The sequence below is a fragment of the Polaribacter sp. 2305UL8-11 genome (genome assembly GCF_058147165.1).
The window spans coordinates 181,067-203,923 of sequence record NZ_JBYVJW010000007.1; the positions used below are offsets into that span (position 1 = coordinate 181,067).

21 protein-coding genes and 1 tRNA gene are annotated in these 22,857 nt (G+C 28.2%); 17 read left to right on the forward strand and 5 right to left on the reverse strand.

Annotation, left to right across the window (positions count from 1 at the left end; all coding sequences use genetic code 11):
- Positions 1 to 9: 9 nt before the first annotated feature.
- Genes ACY2RW_RS08595 through ACY2RW_RS08610 form a run of 4 tightly spaced genes read left to right on the forward strand, consistent with a single transcriptional unit; the run spans position 10 to position 3,202 of the window.
- On the forward strand, positions 10 to 405 hold the full coding sequence (locus tag ACY2RW_RS08595) for a toxin-antitoxin system YwqK family antitoxin (RefSeq protein ID WP_490122309.1): 396 nt from the start codon (positions 10 to 12) through the stop codon (positions 403 to 405).
- A gap of 52 nt (positions 406 to 457) precedes the next feature.
- Positions 458 to 1,384, forward strand: a complete 927-nt coding sequence (locus tag ACY2RW_RS08600; protein WP_490122310.1) for a mevalonate kinase family protein — start codon at positions 458 to 460, stop codon at positions 1,382 to 1,384.
- Between the two features lie 3 nt (positions 1,385 to 1,387).
- Positions 1,388 to 2,308: a geranylgeranylglycerol-phosphate geranylgeranyltransferase gene (locus tag ACY2RW_RS08605; RefSeq protein WP_490122311.1), complete on the forward strand. Its 921-nt coding sequence runs from the start codon at positions 1,388 to 1,390 to the stop codon at positions 2,306 to 2,308.
- A 36-nt stretch (positions 2,309 to 2,344) separates the two neighbouring features.
- On the forward strand, positions 2,345 to 3,202 hold the full coding sequence (locus ACY2RW_RS08610; RefSeq protein ID WP_490122312.1) for a pseudouridine synthase: 858 nt from the start codon (positions 2,345 to 2,347) through the stop codon (positions 3,200 to 3,202).
- A gap of 138 nt (positions 3,203 to 3,340) precedes the next feature.
- On the opposite strand, the gene hutG is transcribed toward ACY2RW_RS08610, so the two are convergent.
- On the reverse strand, positions 3,341 to 4,348 hold the full coding sequence (gene hutG, locus ACY2RW_RS08615) for a formimidoylglutamase (protein WP_490122313.1): 1,008 nt from the start codon (positions 4,346 to 4,348) through the stop codon (positions 3,341 to 3,343).
- A gap of 82 nt (positions 4,349 to 4,430) precedes the next feature.
- Positions 4,431 to 4,503, reverse strand: a tRNA-Phe gene (locus ACY2RW_RS08620).
- 99 nt (positions 4,504 to 4,602) lie between these two features.
- Between ACY2RW_RS08620 and ACY2RW_RS08625 the strand changes: the two genes are divergently transcribed.
- The 6 genes from ACY2RW_RS08625 to ACY2RW_RS08650 all read left to right on the forward strand — a co-directional run bounded on the left by ACY2RW_RS08625 (position 4,603) and on the right by ACY2RW_RS08650 (position 12,304).
- Positions 4,603 to 5,331 (forward strand): type III pantothenate kinase, encoded by a 729-nt coding sequence (locus ACY2RW_RS08625; RefSeq protein ID WP_490122314.1) that lies wholly within the window; start codon positions 4,603 to 4,605, stop codon positions 5,329 to 5,331.
- On the forward strand, positions 5,328 to 6,617 hold the full coding sequence (gene bamG / locus ACY2RW_RS08630; protein WP_490122315.1) for a BamG family beta-barrel-assembly machinery protein: 1,290 nt from the start codon (positions 5,328 to 5,330) through the stop codon (positions 6,615 to 6,617). The genes ACY2RW_RS08625 and bamG overlap by 4 nt, the downstream gene beginning before the upstream one ends.
- Positions 6,618 to 6,634: 17 nt before the next feature.
- On the forward strand, positions 6,635 to 7,951 hold the full coding sequence (locus ACY2RW_RS08635) for a hypothetical protein (protein WP_490122316.1): 1,317 nt from the start codon (positions 6,635 to 6,637) through the stop codon (positions 7,949 to 7,951).
- Positions 7,952 to 7,959: 8 nt separating this feature from the next.
- Positions 7,960 to 8,526, forward strand: coding sequence for an LPS export ABC transporter periplasmic protein LptC (gene lptC / locus ACY2RW_RS08640; RefSeq protein WP_490122317.1), 567 nt, complete (start codon positions 7,960 to 7,962; stop codon positions 8,524 to 8,526).
- 270 nt (positions 8,527 to 8,796) lie between these two features.
- On the forward strand, positions 8,797 to 10,062 hold the full coding sequence (locus ACY2RW_RS08645; RefSeq protein WP_490122318.1) for a hemolysin family protein: 1,266 nt from the start codon (positions 8,797 to 8,799) through the stop codon (positions 10,060 to 10,062).
- Positions 10,063 to 10,183: 121 nt separating this feature from the next.
- Positions 10,184 to 12,304, forward strand: coding sequence for a peptidylprolyl isomerase (locus tag ACY2RW_RS08650; RefSeq protein ID WP_490122319.1), 2,121 nt, complete (start codon positions 10,184 to 10,186; stop codon positions 12,302 to 12,304).
- 182 nt (positions 12,305 to 12,486) lie between these two features.
- Here ACY2RW_RS08650 and rho read toward each other — a convergent pair whose 3' ends face one another.
- Complete coding sequence (gene rho / locus ACY2RW_RS08655) at positions 12,487 to 14,169, reverse strand: transcription termination factor Rho (RefSeq protein ID WP_490122320.1); 1,683 nt, start codon at positions 14,167 to 14,169, stop codon at positions 12,487 to 12,489.
- 199 nt (positions 14,170 to 14,368) lie between these two features.
- Between rho and ACY2RW_RS08660 the strand changes: the two genes are divergently transcribed.
- From ACY2RW_RS08660 to ACY2RW_RS08675, 4 genes are all read left to right on the forward strand, one after another.
- Entirely contained in the window at positions 14,369 to 14,800 is a 432-nt protein-coding gene (locus ACY2RW_RS08660) for a DUF4293 domain-containing protein (RefSeq protein ID WP_490122321.1), read from the forward strand.
- A gap of 289 nt (positions 14,801 to 15,089) precedes the next feature.
- Positions 15,090 to 15,755: a response regulator gene (locus tag ACY2RW_RS08665; RefSeq protein WP_490122322.1), complete on the forward strand. Its 666-nt coding sequence runs from the start codon at positions 15,090 to 15,092 to the stop codon at positions 15,753 to 15,755.
- A 170-nt stretch (positions 15,756 to 15,925) separates the two neighbouring features.
- Entirely contained in the window at positions 15,926 to 16,594 is a 669-nt protein-coding gene (locus tag ACY2RW_RS08670) for a hypothetical protein (protein ID WP_490122323.1), read from the forward strand.
- A 13-nt stretch (positions 16,595 to 16,607) separates the two neighbouring features.
- Positions 16,608 to 18,413: an ATP-binding protein gene (locus ACY2RW_RS08675; RefSeq protein ID WP_490122324.1), complete on the forward strand. Its 1,806-nt coding sequence runs from the start codon at positions 16,608 to 16,610 to the stop codon at positions 18,411 to 18,413.
- Here ACY2RW_RS08675 and ACY2RW_RS08680 read toward each other — a convergent pair.
- The gene (locus tag ACY2RW_RS08680) at positions 18,400 to 18,897 is read right to left on the reverse strand and encodes a metallophosphoesterase family protein (protein WP_490122325.1); all 498 of its coding nucleotides are present in this window, start codon (positions 18,895 to 18,897) and stop codon (positions 18,400 to 18,402) included. The two genes, ACY2RW_RS08675 and ACY2RW_RS08680, sit on opposite strands and share 14 nt — an antisense overlap.
- 100 nt (positions 18,898 to 18,997) lie before the next feature.
- On the opposite strand from ACY2RW_RS08680, the gene truA reads away from it, so the two are divergent.
- The 3 genes from truA to ACY2RW_RS08695 all read left to right on the forward strand — a co-directional run bounded on the left by truA (position 18,998) and on the right by ACY2RW_RS08695 (position 21,988).
- Positions 18,998 to 19,723, forward strand: a complete 726-nt coding sequence (truA, locus tag ACY2RW_RS08685) for a tRNA pseudouridine(38-40) synthase TruA (protein ID WP_490122326.1) — start codon at positions 18,998 to 19,000, stop codon at positions 19,721 to 19,723.
- A 3-nt stretch (positions 19,724 to 19,726) separates the two neighbouring features.
- Complete coding sequence (locus tag ACY2RW_RS08690) at positions 19,727 to 21,493, forward strand: ABC transporter ATP-binding protein (RefSeq protein WP_490122327.1); 1,767 nt, start codon at positions 19,727 to 19,729, stop codon at positions 21,491 to 21,493.
- A gap of 63 nt (positions 21,494 to 21,556) precedes the next feature.
- Entirely contained in the window at positions 21,557 to 21,988 is a 432-nt protein-coding gene (locus ACY2RW_RS08695) for a hypothetical protein (protein ID WP_490122328.1), read from the forward strand.
- Between the two features lie 72 nt (positions 21,989 to 22,060).
- Here ACY2RW_RS08695 and cdaA read toward each other — a convergent pair whose 3' ends face one another.
- Positions 22,061 to 22,837 (reverse strand): diadenylate cyclase CdaA, encoded by a 777-nt coding sequence (cdaA, locus tag ACY2RW_RS08700; RefSeq protein WP_490122329.1) that lies wholly within the window; start codon positions 22,835 to 22,837, stop codon positions 22,061 to 22,063.
- Between the last annotated feature and the right edge of the window lie 20 nt (positions 22,838 to 22,857).

A 22,857-nucleotide genomic window follows, 5' to 3' on the forward strand; every position in this document is an offset into this window, starting at 1 on the left:
CTAACGTTTATGAAGCTTAAATTTTTATTTTTTTTTCTTATAATAACCTTTGTTTCTACAGCAATAAATGCCCAAGAGAGAGTTTGGTTAGATGCAGATTTAAAAGTAGTTACTAAGTCCAAGGCTTCCTATTACAGAGTAGGTGAGTTAAAAGGAAAAAAAGCAAGTCTATTTTTTAAAGATGGCACCGTTTTTAGAAAACTATCAATCATCAATTTTAAAAAAGAGGGTAAGTTTGAAGAGTTTTATGATAGTGGCGAATTAAAAACGATTGGTAAATATAAGGATGATCTTAAGGATGGAATCTGGAAAACATTTTATAAAAACGGCAAAATAAAAGAAAGAGGCAAATACAAAGAAGGAGAAAAAGTAGGCGTCTGGAAGATATTTTACAAGAATATTTAATATGATTTTTTTAACATTTAATTTTGTATTTTTGCCATAATATTTAATAAAAATGAAAGGACCGCTTTTTTATGCTAAAATTCTTCTTTTTGGAGAATACGGAATTATCAAAGATTCTAAAGGATTAGCAATTCCGTTTAATGCCTATAGAGGTGCTTTAAAAACTTCATCAAAATTATCAGGAAAAGCTAAGCTTTCAAATCAAAATTTAGTTAAATTTTATACATATTTATCCAATTTACAGTCAGACTTGGTTTCTTTTAATTTAAAAGAATTTAAGAGTGATATAGAAAATGGAATGTACTTTGATTCTTCTATACCTCAAGGTTATGGAGTTGGTAGTTCTGGTGCTTTAGTTGCTTCTATATATGATAAATATGCAACTGATAAAATTACTGTTTTAGAAAGCTTAACAAGAGAAAAGCTATTAAAGCTTAAAGAAATTTTTTCTTTGATGGAATCCTTTTTCCATGGTAAAAGTTCAGGATTAGATCCATTAAATAGTTATTTAAGTTTACCTATTTTAATCAACTCTAAAGAGAATATAGAGCCTGCAGGAATACCATCGCAAAAAGAAGGTAAAGGAGCTGTCTTTTTGTTAGATTCACAACAAATAGGAGAAACTGAACCAATGGTTAACATCTTTATGAATAAGATGAAAAATGAAGGGTTTAGAAAAATGATTAGCGAAGAATTTGCAACTACTACAGATGCTTGTATAGAAGATTTTTTACATGGTAACGTTAAATCTTTATTTGGTAATGTAAAATCATTGTCTAAAATAGTTTTAAAGAACTTTAAACCAATGATTCCTTCTGCTTTTCATAAAGTCTGGGAAAACGGAATTAAAACCAACGATTATTACTTAAAACTTTGTGGTTCTGGTGGTGGAGGCTATATTTTAGGGTTTACAGAAGATTATGAAAAGGCTCAAAAAAGCTTAGAAAACTATAAGTTAGAATTGGTGTATAGATTCTAACTGATGCTTAGTTTTAAGATAAAAAGAATCGCTTTTAAATTTCTTAGCCTTATCTCTGTTATTAGAGGATACAACATTCTTGTGTTAGTAATTGCGCAATATTTGGCAGCAATTTTTATTTTTTCTCCCACAAAAAAAACACTAAGAAATATTATTTTTGATGTTGATTTGCTCTTTATTGTTTTAGCATCTATATGTGTAGTAGCATCTGGGTATATTATAAATAATTTTTATGATGTTAAGGTAGATAGAATTAATAGACCTGTAAAATCTGGCCTAGATAATTACGTAAAACAATCTACAAAACTAAAACTATATTTTACTCTAAACTTTATAGGATTTCTCTTTGGATGGACTATTTCTTGGAGAGCAGGTTTGTTTTTTGCGGTGTATATTTTTGCAATATGGTTTTATTCTCATAAACTTAAAAAATACCCATTAACAGGTTTAATTTCTGCTACAGTTTTAACAATTCTTCCTTTTTTTGCCATATTTATTTATTTTAAAAATTTCTCAAAAATAATTTTTGTACATGCAATTTTCTTGTTTTTAGTAATAATGGTAAGAGAGTTGATAAAAGATTTAGAAAATATGAAAGGAGCAATTGTAAATAATTACGATACTTTTCCTATTGTTTATGGTGAGAAAAAAACCAAGCAACTTTCTATTTTTTTACTCATTTTAACTCTTTTTCCAGTAGTTATTTTGTTTAGTTATGATGCGTTAAGCTATATGAGATACTATTTTTATTTTTCTACAATTGTCTTAATTTTTTTAGGATTTTATCTTTGGAAATCAACAGAAAGAAGTCAATATATAAAAATGCATAACATTTTAAAAATACTACTTTTAGTTGGTGTTTTGTCTTTGGTTTTTATTGATACATCTCTAATTGTAGAAAAAGTAATAGACCGATTGAATTAAACTTTATTATACTTATTTTTGCAAAAATTTTAAGTAATGAAATCAAATAAAAACTCGTCGCGAGGACGACAAGAAGGAAAAAAAAATACTCCTCTAAGTAGAAAATCTGCAAAACCTTTAAGCAGAAAACCTGTAAAAAAGGAATACAAAAAAATTACATCCAATAAAAAATCGGATGAATCATCAGGAATCCGTTTAAATAAATATATTGCTAATTCTGGAATTTGTTCTAGAAGAGAAGCTGATACTTACATAGAACATGGTAGTGTAGAAGTAAATGGAAAATTAGTAACAGAAATGGGTTACAAAGTGCAACCAGATGATATTGTGCGTTTTGATGGAACATCAATTACTCCAGAACAAAAAAGATACATTTTGTTAAATAAGCCTAAAAACTACATTACTACAATGGATGATGATAGAGGTAGAAAAACGGTTATGGAGTTAGTGGCAAATGCATCAAAAGAAAGAATTTATCCTGTAGGTAGATTAGACAGAAATACAACAGGTTTGTTGTTGTTTACAAATGATGGAGATTTAGCTAAAAAGTTAACGCATCCAAAACACAATGTTCGTAAATTATATCATGCCTCTCTTGATAGGAAATTAGATTTAAGAGATTTAGAAAAATTAAGAGGAGAGGTAATAATTGAAGGTAGAAAAGTGTTTATAGATGCAGTTTCTTACGTAAATGGCGAACCAAAAACAGAGATTGGTATAGAAATTCATTCTGGTAGAAACAGAATTGTTCGTAAAATATTTGAACATGTTGGGTATAAAGTAAATAAGTTAGATCGAGTAATTTTTGCAGAGCTAACTAAGAAAAACCTACCAAGAGGAAGATGGAGAGAGTTAACAACTTTAGAGGTTTCTAATCTTCATAAAATGAAATAAAAATTAAAGAGGTTGTCTGAAAAGTGTTAAAATTTGTCATTTCGACTGTAATGGAGAAATCTTATGTATTCAAAATCAATTACATAGATTTTTCGACTAAGCCTGTCTTGATCGAAGACGAAAGGCTCAAAATAACAGCTAAATTAACTTTTCAGACATCCTCTTTTCTATATCTATTTTAGATACAATATAGTCAACTAATTTTGCGGTTAAATTTGCAGTGCAGCTGTCAATATCATATTTCGGATTAAACTCTGCAATGTCACAAGAAATTACTTTTTTAGATAAAAATAAAAAATCTAAAGTTTTAAAAACAAAATTAGGAGTAAAACCAATGGCAGAAGGCGCACTTACTCCTGGAGCAAATGCAGAGGAAAAGCCATCCATATCTATTGTTATGTATATATAGTCTACAGTATTGATAAAACTACTCAATTTTTTCTTTAAACCTTCAGAAAATAAATCGCAATCATAACTTTCTATAAAGTTAATGTTATTTTTTTCTGCAATTTTAAAAAGCTCTTTAGTGTTTGAAGTAGGCTGAATACCAATTACGAAATAATCTATGGGCGTATTTTCTTTTTTAAGTTCGCTAATAATTTGATTAAATGGAGTTCCAGAATTAGGCTTTTCTTCAACCTTCCTTAAGTCGAAATGAGCATCAAAATTAATAATACCAATTTTTTTGTTAGGCTTTTTTTCTACTGCTTTTTTAATACCCATAAAATTGCCAAAAGCAATATCATGACCACCACCAATAGCAATAGGAAAAGTATTGTTAAGAACAGCTTTAGATATGAATTTAGAGAGTGCTTTTTGGCAATGCTCCATATTATTATCTACACATGATAGGTTTCCAAAATCCGAAACTTTTTTAGAATGATGAAAAGAGAATTTTCCTAACTGTTGTCTAACTTTGTTTGGTGCTTTTTTAGTGCCAATTCTTCCTAAATTTCTATCAACACCCTCCTCACAAGCATAACCAATCAAGCAAATATCTGTATTTGAAAAAGAATTTAAATTGCCAAAATTTATATTTTGATACCAATAAAATTTATCATCTTTAGAGTTTGTTTTTCTACCAAACCAGTTTTTAGTGTTAGCAGGACTATAATTTATATTTAAATCCTTGAAAAAGTCTTTCATTAAAAGGTTTTTTGATAATAGTAAAAGTAGATACAAATACCCAGAAAAACAAAAAAACCCGAACGTGTGTTCGGGTTTTAAGTGGTACCTCCAGGAATCGAACCAGGGACACAAGGATTTTCAGTCCTTTGCTCTACCAACTGAGCTAAGGTACCATTGCCTTAGCGGATGCAAATATAATATGTTTTTTGATATCTACTAAATAAATTTTAAAAAATTCTGTTGTACATTTGAACTTGACATAAAAAAATAGAATGAATTTAGCAATTGATGTAGGAAATACTAGGTGTAAAGTGGCTGTTTTTGAGAATGATACCATATTAGAAACACATGTCTTTGAAAAGAGAAAAATAATATCATCATTAAAAAAAATAATTAAAAAATTCCCAAATTCTCAAGGAATTATATCAAATGTAGCTTCAATTTCAGAAATTAAACTCCAAAAAATTAAAAATATAATGCAAATTTGTGTTGTTTCATCCAAAACAAAAATCCCTTTTATAAACCTTTACAAAACGCCAAAAACTTTAGGGGTAGATAGAATTGCATTGGTTGCTGCTGCAGTTCATCAATTTAAAAATAAAAATGTTTTAATTATAGATGCAGGTACTTGTATAACATTCGATTTTTTAAATGATAAAAACGAATATTTAGGAGGGGCAATTTCTCCAGGTATAATGATGAGATACAAATCGTTACATAAGTTTACAGCTAATTTACCACTTTTAGATAAAGTAGAGTTAGAAAATTTTGTCGGTAAAAACACGAAAGAAAGTATCCATTCTGGAGTTGTAAATGGTGTTGTAAAAGAGATAAAAGGTGTTATTAAAGACTACAAAGAAAAATTTGGAGATTTAACAGTAGTTTTAACAGGAGGAGACACAAATTTCTTGTCAAAACAATTAAAAAGTAGCATATTTGCCAATCAAAATTTTCTCCTAGAAGGATTAAATAATATATTGATTTTTAACAAACACAAATGATAAGAAATATTTTAGTAGTTTTTTTACTGATTACTTCTGCAAGTTTAGTAGCTCAAAGAACAAGTTCTTCTCCTTATTCTTTTTTTGGTATTGGAGATGAGTTTAACGCAGTAACTGTAGAGCAAAACAGTATGGGTGGGATAGGAGTCGCTTTTAATCACTATAAATATTTAAATTTTACCAATCCTGCAGCTTATGCGTATTTAAGATATACTACTTATGCTTTTGGGGGTGTTAATACAGACTTAACTATACAAAACGGAAATGTAAAACAAAGTTCTAACTCTACGAGTTTAAGTTATGTAGCTTTGGCTTTTCCTATTGGACGAAAAGCAGGTTTTTCTTTTGGTATACAACCTATTTCTTCTGTTGGTTATTCTATTTCCAACAGACGCTTTGATACAAGTGGAAACGCAACAGAACTGACAATTTATTCTGGTAATGGAGGTGTAAATAGAGTATATGGTAGTTTTGGAATTAAACTTTTTAAAGATGTTTCTGTAGGTATTGAAGCCGATTATAGTTTTGGTAATGTAGAACATAATATTGTAAATCAAAGAGCAAATGTTACTTTAGCAACAAAAGATAACGAAATTTTAAATGTAAGAGGAGGTTCTGTTACTTTGGGTACACAATACCAAAAAGTGTTAAAAAATAATTTAGTTATAAATGCAGGAGCTGCATTTAAATTAGGAAATGATTTAGATGTTACTGGTAACGATTATTTGTACACACTAACATTTAATAATACAGGAGGAGAAAGTCCAAGAGATACTTTGTCTAATAATACTGTTTCTGGAAAATACAAATTACCAATAAAAACAACTTTGGGTGCAGGTATTGGAAAGTTTGATAAATGGTATTTAGGAGCAGAGTTTGAAACACAAGATGCTTTTCAAACAATTGGCTTAAACAATATATCTAACGCAACATTTAAATACGGTGAATCAAATCGTTTTTCTTTAGGTGGTTTTTATATACCAAAAATAAACTCAATTTCAAGTTACTGGCAGAGAGTAACTTATAGGGCAGGGATTAGAGTAGAAAAGACAGGATTATTAATTGATGGTTCTGGAAATTCAACAAATTTTTCTTCTGTAAATGACTTTGGCATATCTTTTGGTTTAGGATTACCATTGAAACAATTATCCAATATAAATATGGGGTTTGAGTTTGGTAAGAGAGGAACTACTCAAAATAATTTAATAAAAGAAAATTATTTTAATTTTAGATTAAGTTTATCTTTGACAGATAATAATTGGTTCATTAAAAGAAAGATTGATTAACAAAAAAACAAACAAAAATGAAGAAATTTACGTTTTTATTAGCTGCAGCACTATTTATGCTTACAGCAAAAACAAATGCTCAGGATGCAAATAGAGAATGTACAATAAAGTATAATCTTTTTAAGGGAGATTTCAATTCTAAAAAGTATGAAGAAGCCTATGTAAATTGGATTTACTTAATGGACAATTGTAAAGATTTATCTGTTAATATTTATAAGTTTGGATCTAAATTGGCAGAAAAAGTTAGAAAAGACCCTGCTTTAGCTAAAAGAGTTTATGAACAAAGGTTGCAATATTTTCCAAAGAATAATCCTGCAAAAGTGCATAGTGATTATGCAACTTATTTAGCTAAAAATAAATTGGCTTCTGATGATGAAATTTTCGCAATATTAGAAAAAGGATATAGTATAGATCCAACAAAAATGGGTATAAAAAATTTATATTCTTATTTCCAGGGAGTTACTAATAGAAATAAAGATACAAATCCGCAAAAAGTTTTTGATACTTATGATGATGCTTTAGAGAATGTTAATAAAAAATTAGACGATTATGCAGCAAAGCTTAAAGAGTTAAATAAAGATACCATTAACAATAAAAAACTAATCCATGCTTATTCTACAAATTCTAGATCTTTAGGAACAATTGAAAGTCAATTTGATAGAATCATAACAGAAATTGCAACTTGTGAAAGGTTAGTGCCTTTATATGAGAGAGATTTTGAAGAAAATAAATCTAATGCACAATGGTTAAAAAGAGCAGTTTCTAGAATGTTTAACAAAGACTGTCAAAAAGAACCGTTATTCGAAAAATTAGTAAGGGCTTTTGCTCAAGCTTCACCATCATCAGAAGCTTACGCATTTTTAGCAAATGTATTAGAAGATAATGGAGACGAATCTGGAGCAAATGCAATGAGACAAAAATCATTTGATTTAGAAACAGATCCTTTAAAAAAGGCTAGATACAAGTTGAAATTTGCAAAAGCTGCTATGGATAGAGGTCAGTTTAGTAAAGCAAGAAGTTTGGCTAGAGAAGCTTTAAGTTTCGATCCAAATTATGGTAAAGCACATTTACTAATTGCTAGAATGTATCAATCAAGTGCAAACTCATGTGGTACTAGTCTTTTTGAAAAAAGAATGGTATATGTAGCTGCATTAAATGAAGCACAGAGAGCAAAAAGAGTAGATCCTAGTATATCTTCTGCAGCAAGCAGATATATAAGAAGTTATTCAGGTAATGTGCCTAGTAAAAAAGATATTTTTACAGAAGGGGTTCAACCAGGAAGTAATTATACTATTAAATGTTGGATAGGTCTAACAGTTAAAGTGCCAAAATAAAATACTTTGTGAAAAAGCACAAAAAAATAATATTTAAAAGCATTACTGTTCTTTTGTTTACAGTAATGCTTTTTTCTTGTACAAATAATGCTAATGAGGTTAGAGATTTTTTAGCTTCTAAAAACTTGCCAATAGGTAAAGCTACAAATGCATTTCATGTATATAAAGATTCTGGTAGGATAACATCTAAGTTAATTACGCCACTTCTATTAGACTTTAGCAATAGAAAAACACACCCTTATAATGAGTTTCCAAAAGGTATCAAAATTATAAATTTCGAAAAAAACGGATTAGATTCTGTAACTATTACAGGAGATTATGCATTATCATACTCAAAAACGCTAGTCTCTGAAATTAAAGGAAATGTTATTGTCATCAATCATAGTGAAAAATCGAAATTAGAAACAGAACAATTATTTTGGGATCAAAACACCAAGTATTTTTTTTCAGAAAAACCCTTTACATTAACTACACAAAAAGACACTATTTATGGTATTGGTTTTGAGTGTAAAGAAGATTTAAGCAAACACTTGGCTAAGAAAACTATAGGAAGATTAGAAACAACTGAAGATTAATATAATATGATGAGCAAAATTTGGAAATTTTTTCAATACGGTTATTTAATGGTCGCTTTTATTTGTTTAGTAGAAGGTATTGTTAGATGGAATTCAGAGAGAGAAAGAGCATATTTATTTCTTGGATTTTCTATTTTTATAACTTTAGTTTTTTTCTTTAAAAGACATTTTAGAAAAAAGGTAGAAAAAAGAAACAACCAGAACAAAAATTAATAATATTCTTTTTTAAGAATAAAAGTGTAAATTTAGAATTCAATTCTTAAATTTATTATGGAGGTAGAACTCATAATTATTTTAGCATCTATTACCTTATCTGCTTTCTTTTCAGGAATGGAAATTGCTTTTGTCTCTGCCAACAAATTACACATAGAGCTAGAAAAGAAAAGAGAAGGTTTTATACCAAAAATTCTTAATAAAATAACTCAAAAATCATCAAAATTTATTACTACAATGTTAGTGGGTAATAATATTTCTTTGGTTATATACAGTTATTATATGGGTAAGTTTTTGGTAAGAATTTTACCTTTAGATACTTTTAATGACTTTTCTGTTTTACTAATACAAACCATTATTTCTACAATGGTTATTTTGGTTACAGCAGAGTTTTTACCAAAAGCAATATTTAGAATTTATGCAAACGAGGTTTTAAAAATTTTTGCTGTCCCTGCTTATGTTTTCTATATTTTATTTCATTTTTTTTCTGAGTTTATAACTGCAATATCAGATTTTTTTCTGAAAGTTTTTTTTAAAACAAACTCAGATGAAATTCAAACAGAATTTAGCAAGGAAGAGTTAGGAAACTACATTTCAGAACAACTAGAAACAGGTAAAGAAGATGAAGAAATGGATTCCGAAATTCAAATTTTTCAAAACGCTTTAGAGTTTCATAACGTTAAAGCTAGAGAAGTAATGGTACCTAGAACAGAAATTGTTGCTCTAGAAATTCATGAAAGCGTAGCTAATTTAAAAAATACATTTATAGACACAGGCTTGTCTAAAGTTTTAATTTTTAAAACATCTTTAGATGATGTTATAGGTTATGTAAATGCATTTGAATTATTTAAAAAACCCAAAACCATAAAATCAATTTTATTACCCATAGAAATTGTTCCAGAATCTATGATGATTAATGATATTTTAAATATTTTAATGAAAAAACGAAAAAGTGTTGCTGTGGTTGTAGACGAATATGGAGGAACTTCTGGGATGATAACTGTAGAAGATATTGTAGAAGAATTGTTTGGAGAAATAGAAGATGAGCATGATAGCCAAGTCTATTTAGAAGAGAAAATAAACGACACAACTTTTAATTTTTCTGCAAGACTAGAAATAGATTATTTAAATGAAGAATACGATTTAAATATACCAAAATCAGAAGCTTATGAAACTTTAGGAGGTTTTATCATAGAACATACAGAAAATATTCCTGAAGAAAAAGAACAAATAGAAATAGAAGGATTTACTATAAAAATCTTAAAAATTAGTGGTGCAAAAATAGATGAAGTTAACTTTAAGCTAATTACAGAAGAAGATTAAAATACTTTAAATCTTTTAGAACTTCATAAAACCCTAAATCTTACTGTTATTAAGTGCAAAATCGGTTGTGTTATTAAAACCCAAATCGTATATTCGCCAACTGAAATTAAATAAATGACGTATGGCAATTTTATCAAAAATTAGAGAACGCTCAATGTTCTTAATTATTATTATTGGTTTAGCACTTTTTGCTTTTGTATTAGACCCTTCTACATTAGGAGATTTTTTTAACTCAAGTAAGGTAAATGAAGTAGGAGAAGTAAATGGAGAAACTATTTCTAGACAAGAATTTGTCTCTGCATTAGAAACATACAAGCAACAAGTAGGAGGTAGAGTTTCTGAAATGCAAGCAGCAAAAACAGTTTGGGATAACATTCTTAGAAAAAAAATATACAAGAATCAATTAGAAAATGCAGGGATTACTATTGGTGAAGCTGATGTTTGGAATGAATTAGTTAATGCACCATCTGTAAAAGGAAACCCTCAATTTCAAAACGAAGCTGGTTTATTTGATGAAGAAAAGTTCAAGCAATTTTTAGCAGATACAAAAGCTAATAATAAAGAAATGTGGACAGCTTGGTCTAATTACATGAATCAACTTAAAGACAATACAGAAACTAATATTTATAACAAATTAGTTACAGCTGGTTTAGGAGCTTCTTTAAAAGAAGGAGAAACAGAGTATTTTGTGAATAACACAAAACTAAACAGCCAGTTTGTATTTGTACCTTACACAACTGTAGCAGATAGTTTAGTTAAAATTAAAAAATCTGAAGTAGAAGCTTACATCAAAGAAAATGAGGCAGATTTTAAAGTAGAAGCTTCTAGAGATATTTCTTATGTTAAATTTGATATTACTGCAACTGCAGAAGATGAAGCTGCTATAAAAAAAGATGTAGCAAAACTTATTGAAGATACAAATGATAATGGAGTAACATATACTGGTTTAAAAAACACAACAAATTATAGTGAGTTTTTTAATGAAAATGATTCTGATGTTAATTTTGAAGAAAAATTTACTTATAAAAATGATGTAAATAAAACAATTGCAGATCAAATATTTAATGCTTCTAAAGGAGATGTTGTAGGTCCTTACAAAGACCAAGGATATTTTAAAATTTCTAAAGTTACAGATGTAACACAAATGCCAGATTCTGCAAGAGCAAGCCATATTTTAATTCCTTATGCAGGAGCACAAAGAGCAGCAGCAGACGTTACAAGAACTAAAGAGCAAGCAGAAAAGTTAGCAGATAGTCTTTTAACTGTTGTTAAAAGAAGAAAAAATAAATTTGCAGATTTAGCTAAAGAATTTTCATCAGACAAAGGCTCTGGAGCTAAAGGTGGCGATTTAGATTGGTTTACTTATAATAGAATGACACCAGCTTTTAGAGACTTTTCTTTTACAAATAAAAAAGGAACTATAGATGTTGTTGAAACTCCTTTTGGATATCATGTTATAAAACTTGATGATACTAAAAACGAGCAAAAAGTGGTTAAATTGGTTACTTTTGGTAGAAAAATTGTACCTTCAGAAGCTACAGAAAATGCAACTTTTCAAGAAGCACAACAATTTGCTTTAGCAATTACTAATGGAAAAGATTTTGCAGAAGCTGCAAAAGAAAAGAAATATGTAGCTAGACCTGCTGTAGGTTTAAAAAGTTTAGATGAAAATGTACCAGGTTTAGGTAATCAAAGACAAATTGTTAGTTGGGCATTTAAAGGAGATACAGAAGTTGGTAGTTTCGAAAAATTTGACTTAGAAGGTAGTTATGTAGTTGTTAGTGTAACTGCAAAAACTAAAAAAGGGTTAATGTCTGCAGAAAAAGCAACAAATAGAGTAAGACCAATTTTAGCAAATAAAAAGAAAGCTGCTATCATTTCAGAAAAAATGAATGGTACTACTTTACAAGAAATAGCTAAAGCAAACAATACAAATGTAAAAAATGCAAATGCAGTAACTTTAAAAAGCCCTACACTTTCTGGAGCTGGTTCAGAGCCTAAAATTGTTGGAGCAATGTACAATGCAGAGTTAAATAAGTTATATAATAAAATAGATGGTAATAGAGGTGTTTATGCATTTACTGTAACTAAAAAAGATTTACCAACTGCTTTACCAAATTATGATGCTGCTAGAAAAAAGATTGCAGAGTCTAGAAAAAGATTAACTTTTAGAATTTATCAGGCAATAAAAGAAGCATCAGATATAGAAGATAATAGAGATATTATGTATACTAGTAATTAGTAAAACATCTTCATAGAATTAAAAAAATCCGTTCAGAATATAAATTCTGGACGGATTTTTGGTTACATCAATTTTTTTAAAAAAAATAAGTATGTAAATGATTTCATTTTATATTTTTTAGACATAAAAAAACCTTTTTGAAAAATCAAAAAGGCTTCTATAAAAACTTTAGAATTTAGTTGTTAACCATTCATAGAAATTAGAAATTCATCATTATTCTTAGAAAACTTAATTCTTTCATTAATAAATTCCATTGCTTCTATTGGGTTCATATCTGCTAAATACTTACGTAAAACCCACATTCTTTGCACATTTTTATCTTCTAATAATAAATCATCACGTCTTGTAGAAGATTTGATTAAATCGATAGCTGGGTAAATTCTTCTATTAGAAATATTTCTATCTAATTGAAGTTCCATATTTCCAGTTCCTTTAAATTCTTCAAAAATAACTTCATCCATTTTAGAACCAGTTTCTGTAAGTGCAGTTGCAATAATAGTTAAAGAACCACCATTTTCTATGTTTCTAGCAGCACCAAAGAAACGCTTTGGTTTGTGCAATGCATTTGCATCTATACCACCAGAAAGTATTTTTCCAGAAGCTGGTGCAACTGTATTATAAGCTCTTGCAAGACGCGTAATAGAATCTAAAAGAATTACAACATCATGCCCACATTCTACCAATCTTTTAGCTTTTTCTAAAACAATATTGGCAACTCTAACATGTTTATCTGCAGGTTCATCAAAAGTAGAAGCAACTACTTCTCCACGAACACTTCTTTGCATATCTGTAACTTCTTCAGGACGTTCATCAATTAATAAAACAATTTGATATACTTCTGGATGATTGTATGCAATTGCTTTTGCTACATCTTTTAAAAGCATTGTTTTACCTGTTTTTGGCTGGGCAACAATCATACCTCTTTGTCCTTTTCCAATAGGAGAAAACAAATCTATAATTCTTGTTGATAAAGAACTTCCTTTTTCAGCTAAATTAAATTTTTCTTGCGGAAACAATGGTGTCAAATGCTCAAAAGAAACTCTATCTCTAACAATATTTGGGTTTAATCCATTAATTTTTGAAACTCTAATTAAAGGAAAATACTTTTCACCTTCTTTTGGAGGTCTAACATTACCTCTTACAGTATCACCAGTTTTTAAACCAAACAGTTTTATTTGAGATTGAGAAACATAAATATCGTCAGGAGAAGATAAATAGTTATAATCAGAAGAACGTAAAAAACCATAACCATCAGGCATCATTTCTAAAACACCTTCACTTTCTATAATTCCGTCAAACTCAAAATCTGGATCTCTATATCTGTTGTTAGATTTGTTTCCTCTACTAACAGTAGGTTTCTTATCTCTGTTTTGATTGTTGTTTTTAGAATTATTTTTATTATTCTGAGAATTATTTTGTTGATTTTTATGTTGAGGCTTTTTATGTTGAGGTTTGTTTTGATTGGTTACAGGCTTTTCAGATTGCTTGTCATTATTAGTACCTTCAGCCTCTTTTTTCTCTGTGGTTTTAGCAACAACTTCTTTTTCTTCCTCTTTTTTTACAGCAGATTTATTTTGAACCTCTTTTTTCTTTTTAGGTTTATCTAAAGGTTTTGTCTCTTTATTTTCTGCTGATGCAGGTGGCTGTGTTTTAGCAACACGTTTTCTTTTTGGTTTTTCGGTTCTAGGTTTAGCTTCAGTTTCTGGAGCATTAGAGGCTTTTGCAGGATTTGCAGCTTGTGTATCTAAGATTTGATAAACTAAATCTAATTTTTTAAGTTGACTTGTTTTTTTTAAACCAATAGATTTTGCAATTACCTGTAAATCAGCAAGTGTTTTTGCTTTTAGTTCTGAGATTTCGAACATTATATGTATGTTAAGTTAAAATGTAAATCTTAATTTTTTAAGATTAGTTATAATTTTTTTTGATTTTTTTATCTATTGTATATAGTACTATACAATATATTTTGTGCGGTTATTATATTACAAATATATACATTTTTTTTAAGTTTTAGGTTTTCTTTTTAAAAAAGAAAGTTCTACTTTTGTAAACCAATTTTTTAAGATGATTCAAAGAATACAAAGCATATATTTATTATTGGCTTCCGCAGTTTCTGGAGGCTTAATATTTGTTTTCGATTTATGGGAAAATCTTAAGGGAGAAATTTATGTGTTGGATTTATTAACTAGAGAATCTTTTCTGTTAAAAATAATTCCCATACTATTTTTACTTTCTGCTATTATTTCTATTGTAACTATTTTTTTATTTAAAAATAGAAAACTACAATTTGTAGTAGGAAGAATTATTATTTTGATAAACCTTTTTTTATTAGGATTATTGATATATGTATCTCTAAATTTACCTGGAGAAGTTTCGATTTCAGAGAAGGGTATTGGGATGTTCTTACCAATTTTAGCTGTTTTGCTTATTGTTTTGGCAAATAAAGCGATAAAAAAGGACGAAGATCTCGTAAAATCTGTAGATAGATTACGATAAGCCTAAAACCTTAGTTATATTTAGTGCGAAAAAAACCGAGAATACTATTCTCGGTTTTTTATTTTACCAAACTTTTAGGAAGAAAAATTAAAGAGTTATTTTTGTAAAGTCTTTTTTTTGAGAAAAAAGCACAAAAAACGACTAAATTTAAATAACTGAAAAACAGATTGTTATAAAATTCATCTCACCATTTTCAGTGAGTTTTCTCACCGAAAACAGTGAGGCGAAAATTTCACTGAAAATGGGGGTTGTAGAATCTTAAATAGTACGCTAAATTTGTAAAGTAAAAATGAAAGAAAAGATATACGTTCATGTAGCAGATGATCATAAGATATTAATAGAAGGAATCATTGCTGTATTAAATACTGATAAAGACATTGAGATTAAAGGCTATTCTTTAACAGGACAAGAAGTTATAGATTGGTTTGAAGTAAAAGAAAACAAAGCAGATGTTTTAATATTAGACATTACAATGCCAGTTTTAGATGGTTTTGACGTTTTAAAATACTTTAGAAAAAAAAGAAAGAACCAAAAAGTAATTATATTGTCTAGTTATGATGATGTAAAAATAGTTCAAGAAGTTTTAAATCTTGGTTGTAAAGGATACATCTCTAAAAACAATGCAGGAGAGCACATTGTAAGTGCTATCAAAGCAGTCGCAAAAGGAGAGCAGTATTTTAGTAGCGATATTCAAAGTATACTACTAAAGTCTATATTAGGACAAATGGTGCCTCAAGGAGAGATGCCAAAGAAGTATTTGTTAGAAAGTCTAACAGAAAGAGAAATTGATGTTCTAAAATTAATTACAAAGGAGCACAGCACAATAGAAATGGCTGATTTATTAAACCTTAGTACTAATACAGTAGAAACATATAGAAAAAGTTTATTAAAAAAATTAAATGTAAAAAATTCAGTAGGTTTAGCAATGTATGCAGTTAAAAACAATATAGTGTAGTCTATCCCCCAAATAAGACTATTTTCAGGTTTTGATTTAACAATCTTCCCCCTAAAAAACTTGAAAGAATTATTCCCCCAAATACAAATATTGTTTGCATACATTTCTAAAACTACTAAATAAAACCCACCCCTAGTTAACCTAACATTATCATTAAACCTTAATTACCCATGAAAAATTTTAACTTACTAGCTTTAGTGGCTTCATTTGCAATTGTATTCACTTCTTGTTCTACAAACGAAACTTTTATACCTGAAGAACAATCAGTAGATTTATTAAAAACATACACAGTAAAAAGAGATGCTAATGGTGCTTACTCTTTAGATTTTGAATTAAATGAAGGTGGTACTGCAAATAAAGTTTTTGATGCAGAAACAAAAACTAATCAATTTTATTTATCTCCTACAGAAGATAAAGCTGCTAAAAAAGTTACACAAAACTTAAATATAGAAGGTACTGAATTAAAAGTTGGTTTTGTAGATACAAATTCTAACAACTCACCACAAATAACTTTAACAGATGATGATATTAGATTTGCTAAAAGAGATGGAACAGAAAAATTAAAAGAATACAGTATTTCTAAAAATATTGATGGTACTTTTAATCTTGATTTTAATGTTGGCAATAATGTTAAGGTTGATTTTGTTTATAATGAGGCTATAGATACTTATGAAATACATTTAGAAAACGGAAAGAGTACTCAGAAAAACTTCTCAAGAGTTTTAGAAAAAGAAACAGGAAAACCTTTAAAGTTTGATTTTGTAAATCATATATCTCAAGCAAATACTAAAGCTAGTTTAGCTAATGTAATTAGAAAACCACAAGGAGTTATATTGTAATATAAAACTTATTTTGAGAATTAATTTAATACTCATAGTATTAGTTTTTTTTACTAATAACTATATATATTCTAACAAGAAGGAAGTTGTAATATCTACAACTTCTTCTTTTGTTATTCAAAAAGATTCTCTTTCTAATAAGTATTTATTAGCAAAGTCTTTGTTTGAAAAAGAAGATTATGCTAATGCTTTAAAAGAAGCCCAGAAAATTATTGATAATAACGAATCTATTAGTCCACAAGAGTTAGTGCTTACAAATTATTTAATTGCAAAAATCTTTTATGCAACTAAAAGTTATAAAAATGCAATTAAGTACTTTAAAAAAACATTAAAATTCATACATACTTCTAATTTCGATAACGCAAATAATAATAAAACCTTAATTTTTAATAAGGACTTTATTGAAGCAGAATCTTATTTAAATTATGGTAATAGCTATTATCAACTTTATAATAGGAATAATTTAAAAGAACATAAAGATAGTACACTTTATTTTTACAATAAAGTTACTAATCTTTTAAGTCTTAGTAATAAAGTTTTAGAAGTTAAATCAAGAGCTTACTCAAATTCATCAGTTATTTACCTTAATGATACTTTATATCTTAAAGCTGAACAATATGCATTGAAAGCCATAGGAATTCATAGAAATCAGAAAAACAAGGTTAATGAATCTGGTGCTTTAGTAAATCTTGCAAATATTTATTTAACTAAAAATGATTACAAGAAAGCAAAAGAGACTTATTATAAAGCTTTAGATTTAATTAGAAATATTAAATCTAATAAAGCCTTAATAGTTAGAGAAAAGATATACTTTAACTTAGCTTATAATCTATATAAATTAAAAGATTATCAAGCCTATTTCTATCAAGAGTTATCTTATAATATAAAAGATAGTTTAAGAGAAAAAGAAGTGAGAGGAATGATTGAAGAACTGGATGCAAAATATAATTTTAATTCTCAAAAAAAACTACTATTAAAAGAAGAAGAAAATAAAAGATTAAAAGATCAAAAGACTTTTTGGGTTTTTGGTATTGGTAGTGTACTTATAATTCTTTCACTTTTATATTGGATTAATATTTATAAACTCCGTCAAAAAAACCTTGGGTTAAAATTGTCGCAAACACAATTATTACAAACTCAAAAAATAGAAAAAATAAAATCAGATTCTCAAATCAGGATTTTAAACGCTACCATAGATGGTAAAGAATCTGAAAGAAAAGAAATCGCAGAAACTTTGCATGATAGCGTAAGCGCTTTATTATCTTCTGCAAATTTACATCTACAAGCAACAAGAAGTCAATTTAATGGAAAAACACCTGTAGAAGTAGATAAAACTCAGGAAATTATTACAGAAGCTTCTCAAAAAATAAGAGATTTGTCTCATACTTTAGTTTCATCTGTTTTGCTAAAATTTGGATTAGAATATGCTATTAAAGATATGGCAGCTAAATATTCTAATTCTCAAATAGATATTCAAACAGAGATTGAAGATGTGAGAAGATATCATCAGAATTTTGAGATTAAGGCGTATAATATGATTCAAGAGTTTTTAAATAACATCTTAAAACATAGTAAAGCAAAAAACGCGGTTATCAATTTAAAAGAAAAAGATAGTAAATTATACATAAAAATTACTGATGATGGAGTTGGTTTTGATAAAACTAAAATCATTGTAAAATCTGGACTTGGTATCAATCAAATAGACGCTAGAATTCAAATGATGAATGGTTTCTTTCATATAGATTCTAATAAAAATAATGGTACAATAATAAATGTAGAGTTACCTATTTTAGAAAAAGAAAAACCTAAATACGTTTAGATAACTCAATAATTTCCATATTTTTTATTTCTGTATTATCTAGTTCAAAACGCAGCATAGTTCTAACTTTATGAAATCCGCTTTTACCTGCAGCACCAGGATTTAGATGCAGTAGATTTAATTTTTTATCATATTGCACTTTTAAAATATGCGAATGCCCAGAAATAAATATTTTTGGTGGGTTTGTTTCAATTTCCTCTTTAATTCTAGTGTAATATTTATTAGGATAACCACCAATATGTGTCATCCAAACAGCAACATTTTCTAAACTAAACTTCGCATCTAAAGGAAATTCAGAGCGAGCTTCATTACCATCTATATTACCAAAAACAGCACGTAAAGGTTTTAATTTTTTTATGGTATCTGTAACATTTAAATCGCCAATATCTCCTGCATGCCAAACTTCATCAGCCTGTTTTACAAACTTTAAAATTTGATTATCAATAAAACCATGTGTATCAGATAATAATAAGATTTTCTTCATAAAAAGAAATAGTAAGAAAAGTTTAACGTCTCTTAGAGCATCAAATGTAATGATAACAGAATAAATTCCGTAATTTTGAGGTCTTTAAAAATATATTTTCTTGAGATATTTTATAGAACTTTCTTACAATGGAAAACATTATCATGGTTGGCAAATTCAGCCAGATGTTATTTCTGTACAAGAAAAATTAAATAAAGCTGTGAGTACCATCTTTCAAGAAAAAATAGAAGTTGTAGGAGCAGGAAGAACAGATACTGGTGTACATGCATCACAAATGTTTGCTCATTTTGATATTGATAAAAAAGCAAAAGGAGACCTCTCTCACAAACTAAATTCTTTACTACCATCAGACATTGTAGTTTACAAAGTATTTTCTGTAGATGACGCAAAACATGCACGTTTTGATGCGTTAAGTAGAAGTTATGAGTACAAAATATGGTTGGGTAGAAATCCTTTTTTATTAGATTTTTCCTGGCAAATTCATTCTCAGGATTTGAATATCGATTTAATGAATGAAGCTGCACAATTATTGTTAGAATACACAGATTTCCAAACTTTTTCTAAAGTAAAAACAGATGTCTACACTTACAATTGTGATATTACTGAAGCAATTTGGAAGCAAAAAGGAAACGAATTAACTTTTTACATTACCGCAAATAGATTTTTAAGAAATATGGTAAGAGCTATTGTTGGTACATTAGTAGACGTTGGCTTAGAAAAAATTACCAAAGAAGATTTTAAACAAATTATAGAAAGTAAAAATAGAAGCAATGCAGGGCTTTCAGTACCAGCAAAAGGCTTATTTTTAACAAGTATAAAATATTAAATTTTGGCAGACAAAACAGGAAAAGCATTTGATTTACAAATTTTTTTAAGACTTATGTCTTTTGCAAAACGCTATAAACTTAACTTTTTTATAGCATCTGCATCTACAATTTTATTAGCATTAGTTTCTTTATTAAATCCTTATTTAATAAAGGAAACTGTAGATAAATATATTACAGAAAAAGATACAGAAGGCCTTATTTTTAATGTAATGCTAATGTTGGGAGTTATTCTTTTAGAAGTATTGTTGCGTTTTACATTTATATACTTTGCAAATTGGGTTGGACAGCATATTATTAGAGATATAAGAGCAAAAATTTTTAGACATATTCTACAATTTAGAATGTCTTATTTTGATACCAATTCTGTTGGGAAATTAGTAACAAGAGTTGTTTCTGATATCGAAACCATAGCAGCTTTTTTTAGTAGTGGAGTTTTTACCATTGTAAGTGATGTATTACAAATGTTTGCTGTAGCATTTTTAATGTTTTATTTTAATTGGAAATTGGCTTTAATTGCATTATCGGTTTTACCAATTTTAATCTACGCTACAAGAGTTTTTCAAAAAGCCATAAAAGCAACTTTTCAAGAAGTTAGAAATCAAGTTGCAAACTTAAATGGGTTTGTACAGGAAAGAGTTACAGGAATGAAAATTGTACAACTCTTTAATAGAGAAAAAATAGAGTATAAAAACTTTATGGATATTAACAACAAGCACAAAGAAGCTTATATAAAAACTATATGGTATTTCTCAATTTTTTTCCCAATTGCAGAAATTTTATCATCTATAGGTATTGGTTTAATTGTTTGGTTTGGAAGCAAACAGATTATTGGAGGAGATGTTGCAGGTCCAGGAACAGTAATGGCTTTTGTGCAAATGGCACAAATGTTATTTAGACCTTTACGTCAAATTGCAGATAAGTTTAATCAATTACAAATGGGAATTGTTTCTGGAGAACGTGTTTTTAAAGTGATGGATACCCAAAGTAGTATTACTAAAAACGGAAATATAAAAGCAGAAAAATTAAAAGGAGATATTAATTTTAAAGACGTAAGATTTAGTTATGTAAAAGATGAGGAAGTTTTAAAAGGAATTTCTTTAGATGTTAAAAGTGGGCAAACCATTGCTATTGTTGGAGCTACAGGTGCAGGAAAATCTACAATTATAAACTTAATCAATCGTTTTTACGAGATAGATAGTGGTATTATTTGTGTTGATGATGTTTCTATTAAAGAATATGAATTAGAAAGTTTAAGAAATCAAATAGCTATAGTTTTACAAGATGTGTTTTTATTTTCAGATTCTATTTTAAATAATATCACTTTAAAAAATGAGAACATCACACAAAAAGAAGTAGAAGAAGCTGCTAAACAAATAGGTATTCATAATTTTATCATGACACTTCCTGGAGGTTATCAATACAATGTAAAAGAGCGAGGTGCAATGCTTTCTTCTGGACAAAGACAATTAATTGCTTTTTTAAGGGCCTATGTAAGTAAACCTAGTATTTTAATTTTAGATGAAGCAACTTCTTCTGTAGATTCTCATGCAGAACAAATGATACAGTATGCAACAGAAACAATTACAAAAGGTAGAACTTCTATTGTAATTGCACATAGATTGGCTACCATTAAACAAGCAGATAAAATTATTGTGATGGACAAAGGATTAATTGTAGAAGAAGGCAAGCATGCAGAGCTGTTAGAAAAAGAAGATGGATACTATAAAAACCTTTATGATAAACAATTTAGCTTAGAAAAAGCTTCTTAATATTTTTTCTGTTATCTATATTTTTCTATTACATTTGTTACTTAACAATTCAAATCAAAAAAAATGAAAAAAATCGTATTATCAATTTTCGTAATTGGAGCAGTAGTATTTACTTCTTGCAAATCTGAGAAAAAAGAAGTTAAAGAGGTAAAAGAGGTTGAAGTAGAAGTAGTAAATAATGAAAAAAGCGTTAAAGACGCAGTTAAAGAAGTAGAAGTAGAGGCTAACAAAGCGTTAACTTCTGCATTAGAAGGAGTTAAAATACCAAATTTTTCTAATGAAGCTTTAACTCAAAATTTACTTGCTTATGCACAATATGCTAAAAATTATGTAGAAGCTAATGGAAACATTGCAAAAATTACTGGAATGGCTTCTAAAGGAGCAGCTTTGTTAAAAGAAGGTAAAGAATTAGCTTCTAAATTAGATGCTAAAGAAATGGCACAATACAAAAGTGTATTATCTCAAATCCAGTCTAAAATGGCTCCAGCAAAATAGGTTGAAGTTATTATTTGTAATAAAAAGAGGCTGTCTAAAAAGTAGTTAACTACTTTTTAGACAGCCTCTTTTTTATACTAAATCTTTTTTTAGTTTTTCATTGAGTTCTTCGTAATTAGAATACAACTCAAAACCACCATCTTTTATATAAGAAATTTCTCCTGTTTCTTCAGAAACTAATAAACAAACTGCATCTGTTTTTTCTGAAACCCCAATTGCAGCTCTATGTCTTAACCCAAATCTTGCTGGGATTTTTGCACTATCAGAAATTGGCAACACAACTCTAGTTGCTACAATATAATTATCTCTAATAATTAAGGCACCATCATGTAAAGGACTGTTTTTGTAAAAAATACTTTGTAAAATGGCTTCATTAATTTGAGCATTCATAGTATCTCCAGTATTTATTAAAAAATCTAACGCGTTTGTTCTTTCAATAACAATTAAAGCACCAGTTTTTGTTTTCGACATTTTTTTACAGGCTTCTATAATTACATCTGTATCTATTTCCGAATTAATTTCTGTCTGTAAAAATTTTAATTGTTTCAAAAAACTTCTTTTATTGGTAAAATTTGTAGTACCAATCATTAATAAGAATTTTCGTATTTCTTGTTGAAACACTATAATTAAAGCAATAACTCCACCAGAAAGCAAATAGCCTAAAATACCACTTAACATTTCCATTTTTAAGGCTTGGGTAATTTTCCAGATTAGAAAAATAAACGCAATTCCAATAACAATATTAATGGCAACAGTTCCTTTTAAAAGTTTGTAAATATAATAGAGTAGTGTTGCTACCAACAAAATATCTAAAACATCTAACAAAGAAAATTCAATAAAATCGAACATAAAAAATAAACTGATTTTAG

Coding starts and splice junctions, on each gene's coding strand:
- ACY2RW_RS08650 (WP_490122319.1), top strand. CDS start 10,184: ATGGCAATTTTATCAAAAATTAGAGAACGCTCAATGTTCTTAATTATT.
- hutG (WP_490122313.1), bottom strand. CDS start 4,348: ATGAAAGACTTTTTCAAGGATTTAAATATAAATTATAGTCCTGCTAAC.
- ACY2RW_RS08695 (WP_490122328.1), top strand. CDS start 21,557: ATGAAAAAAATCGTATTATCAATTTTCGTAATTGGAGCAGTAGTATTT.
- ACY2RW_RS08670 (WP_490122323.1), top strand. CDS start 15,926: ATGAAAAATTTTAACTTACTAGCTTTAGTGGCTTCATTTGCAATTGTA.
- cdaA (WP_490122329.1), bottom strand. CDS start 22,837: ATGTTCGATTTTATTGAATTTTCTTTGTTAGATGTTTTAGATATTTTG.
- ACY2RW_RS08605 (WP_490122311.1), top strand. CDS start 1,388: ATGCTTAGTTTTAAGATAAAAAGAATCGCTTTTAAATTTCTTAGCCTT.
- ACY2RW_RS08660 (WP_490122321.1), top strand. CDS start 14,369: ATGATTCAAAGAATACAAAGCATATATTTATTATTGGCTTCCGCAGTT.
- ACY2RW_RS08600 (WP_490122310.1), top strand. CDS start 458: ATGAAAGGACCGCTTTTTTATGCTAAAATTCTTCTTTTTGGAGAATAC.
- ACY2RW_RS08595 (WP_490122309.1), top strand. CDS start 10: ATGAAGCTTAAATTTTTATTTTTTTTTCTTATAATAACCTTTGTTTCT.
- ACY2RW_RS08635 (WP_490122316.1), top strand. CDS start 6,635: ATGAAGAAATTTACGTTTTTATTAGCTGCAGCACTATTTATGCTTACA.
- ACY2RW_RS08680 (WP_490122325.1), bottom strand. CDS start 18,897: ATGAAGAAAATCTTATTATTATCTGATACACATGGTTTTATTGATAAT.
- rho (WP_490122320.1), bottom strand. CDS start 14,169: ATGTTCGAAATCTCAGAACTAAAAGCAAAAACACTTGCTGATTTACAG.
- ACY2RW_RS08625 (WP_490122314.1), top strand. CDS start 4,603: ATGAATTTAGCAATTGATGTAGGAAATACTAGGTGTAAAGTGGCTGTT.
- bamG (WP_490122315.1), top strand. CDS start 5,328: ATGATAAGAAATATTTTAGTAGTTTTTTTACTGATTACTTCTGCAAGT.
- ACY2RW_RS08665 (WP_490122322.1), top strand. CDS start 15,090: ATGAAAGAAAAGATATACGTTCATGTAGCAGATGATCATAAGATATTA.
- ACY2RW_RS08645 (WP_490122318.1), top strand. CDS start 8,797: ATGGAGGTAGAACTCATAATTATTTTAGCATCTATTACCTTATCTGCT.
- ACY2RW_RS08610 (WP_490122312.1), top strand. CDS start 2,345: ATGAAATCAAATAAAAACTCGTCGCGAGGACGACAAGAAGGAAAAAAA.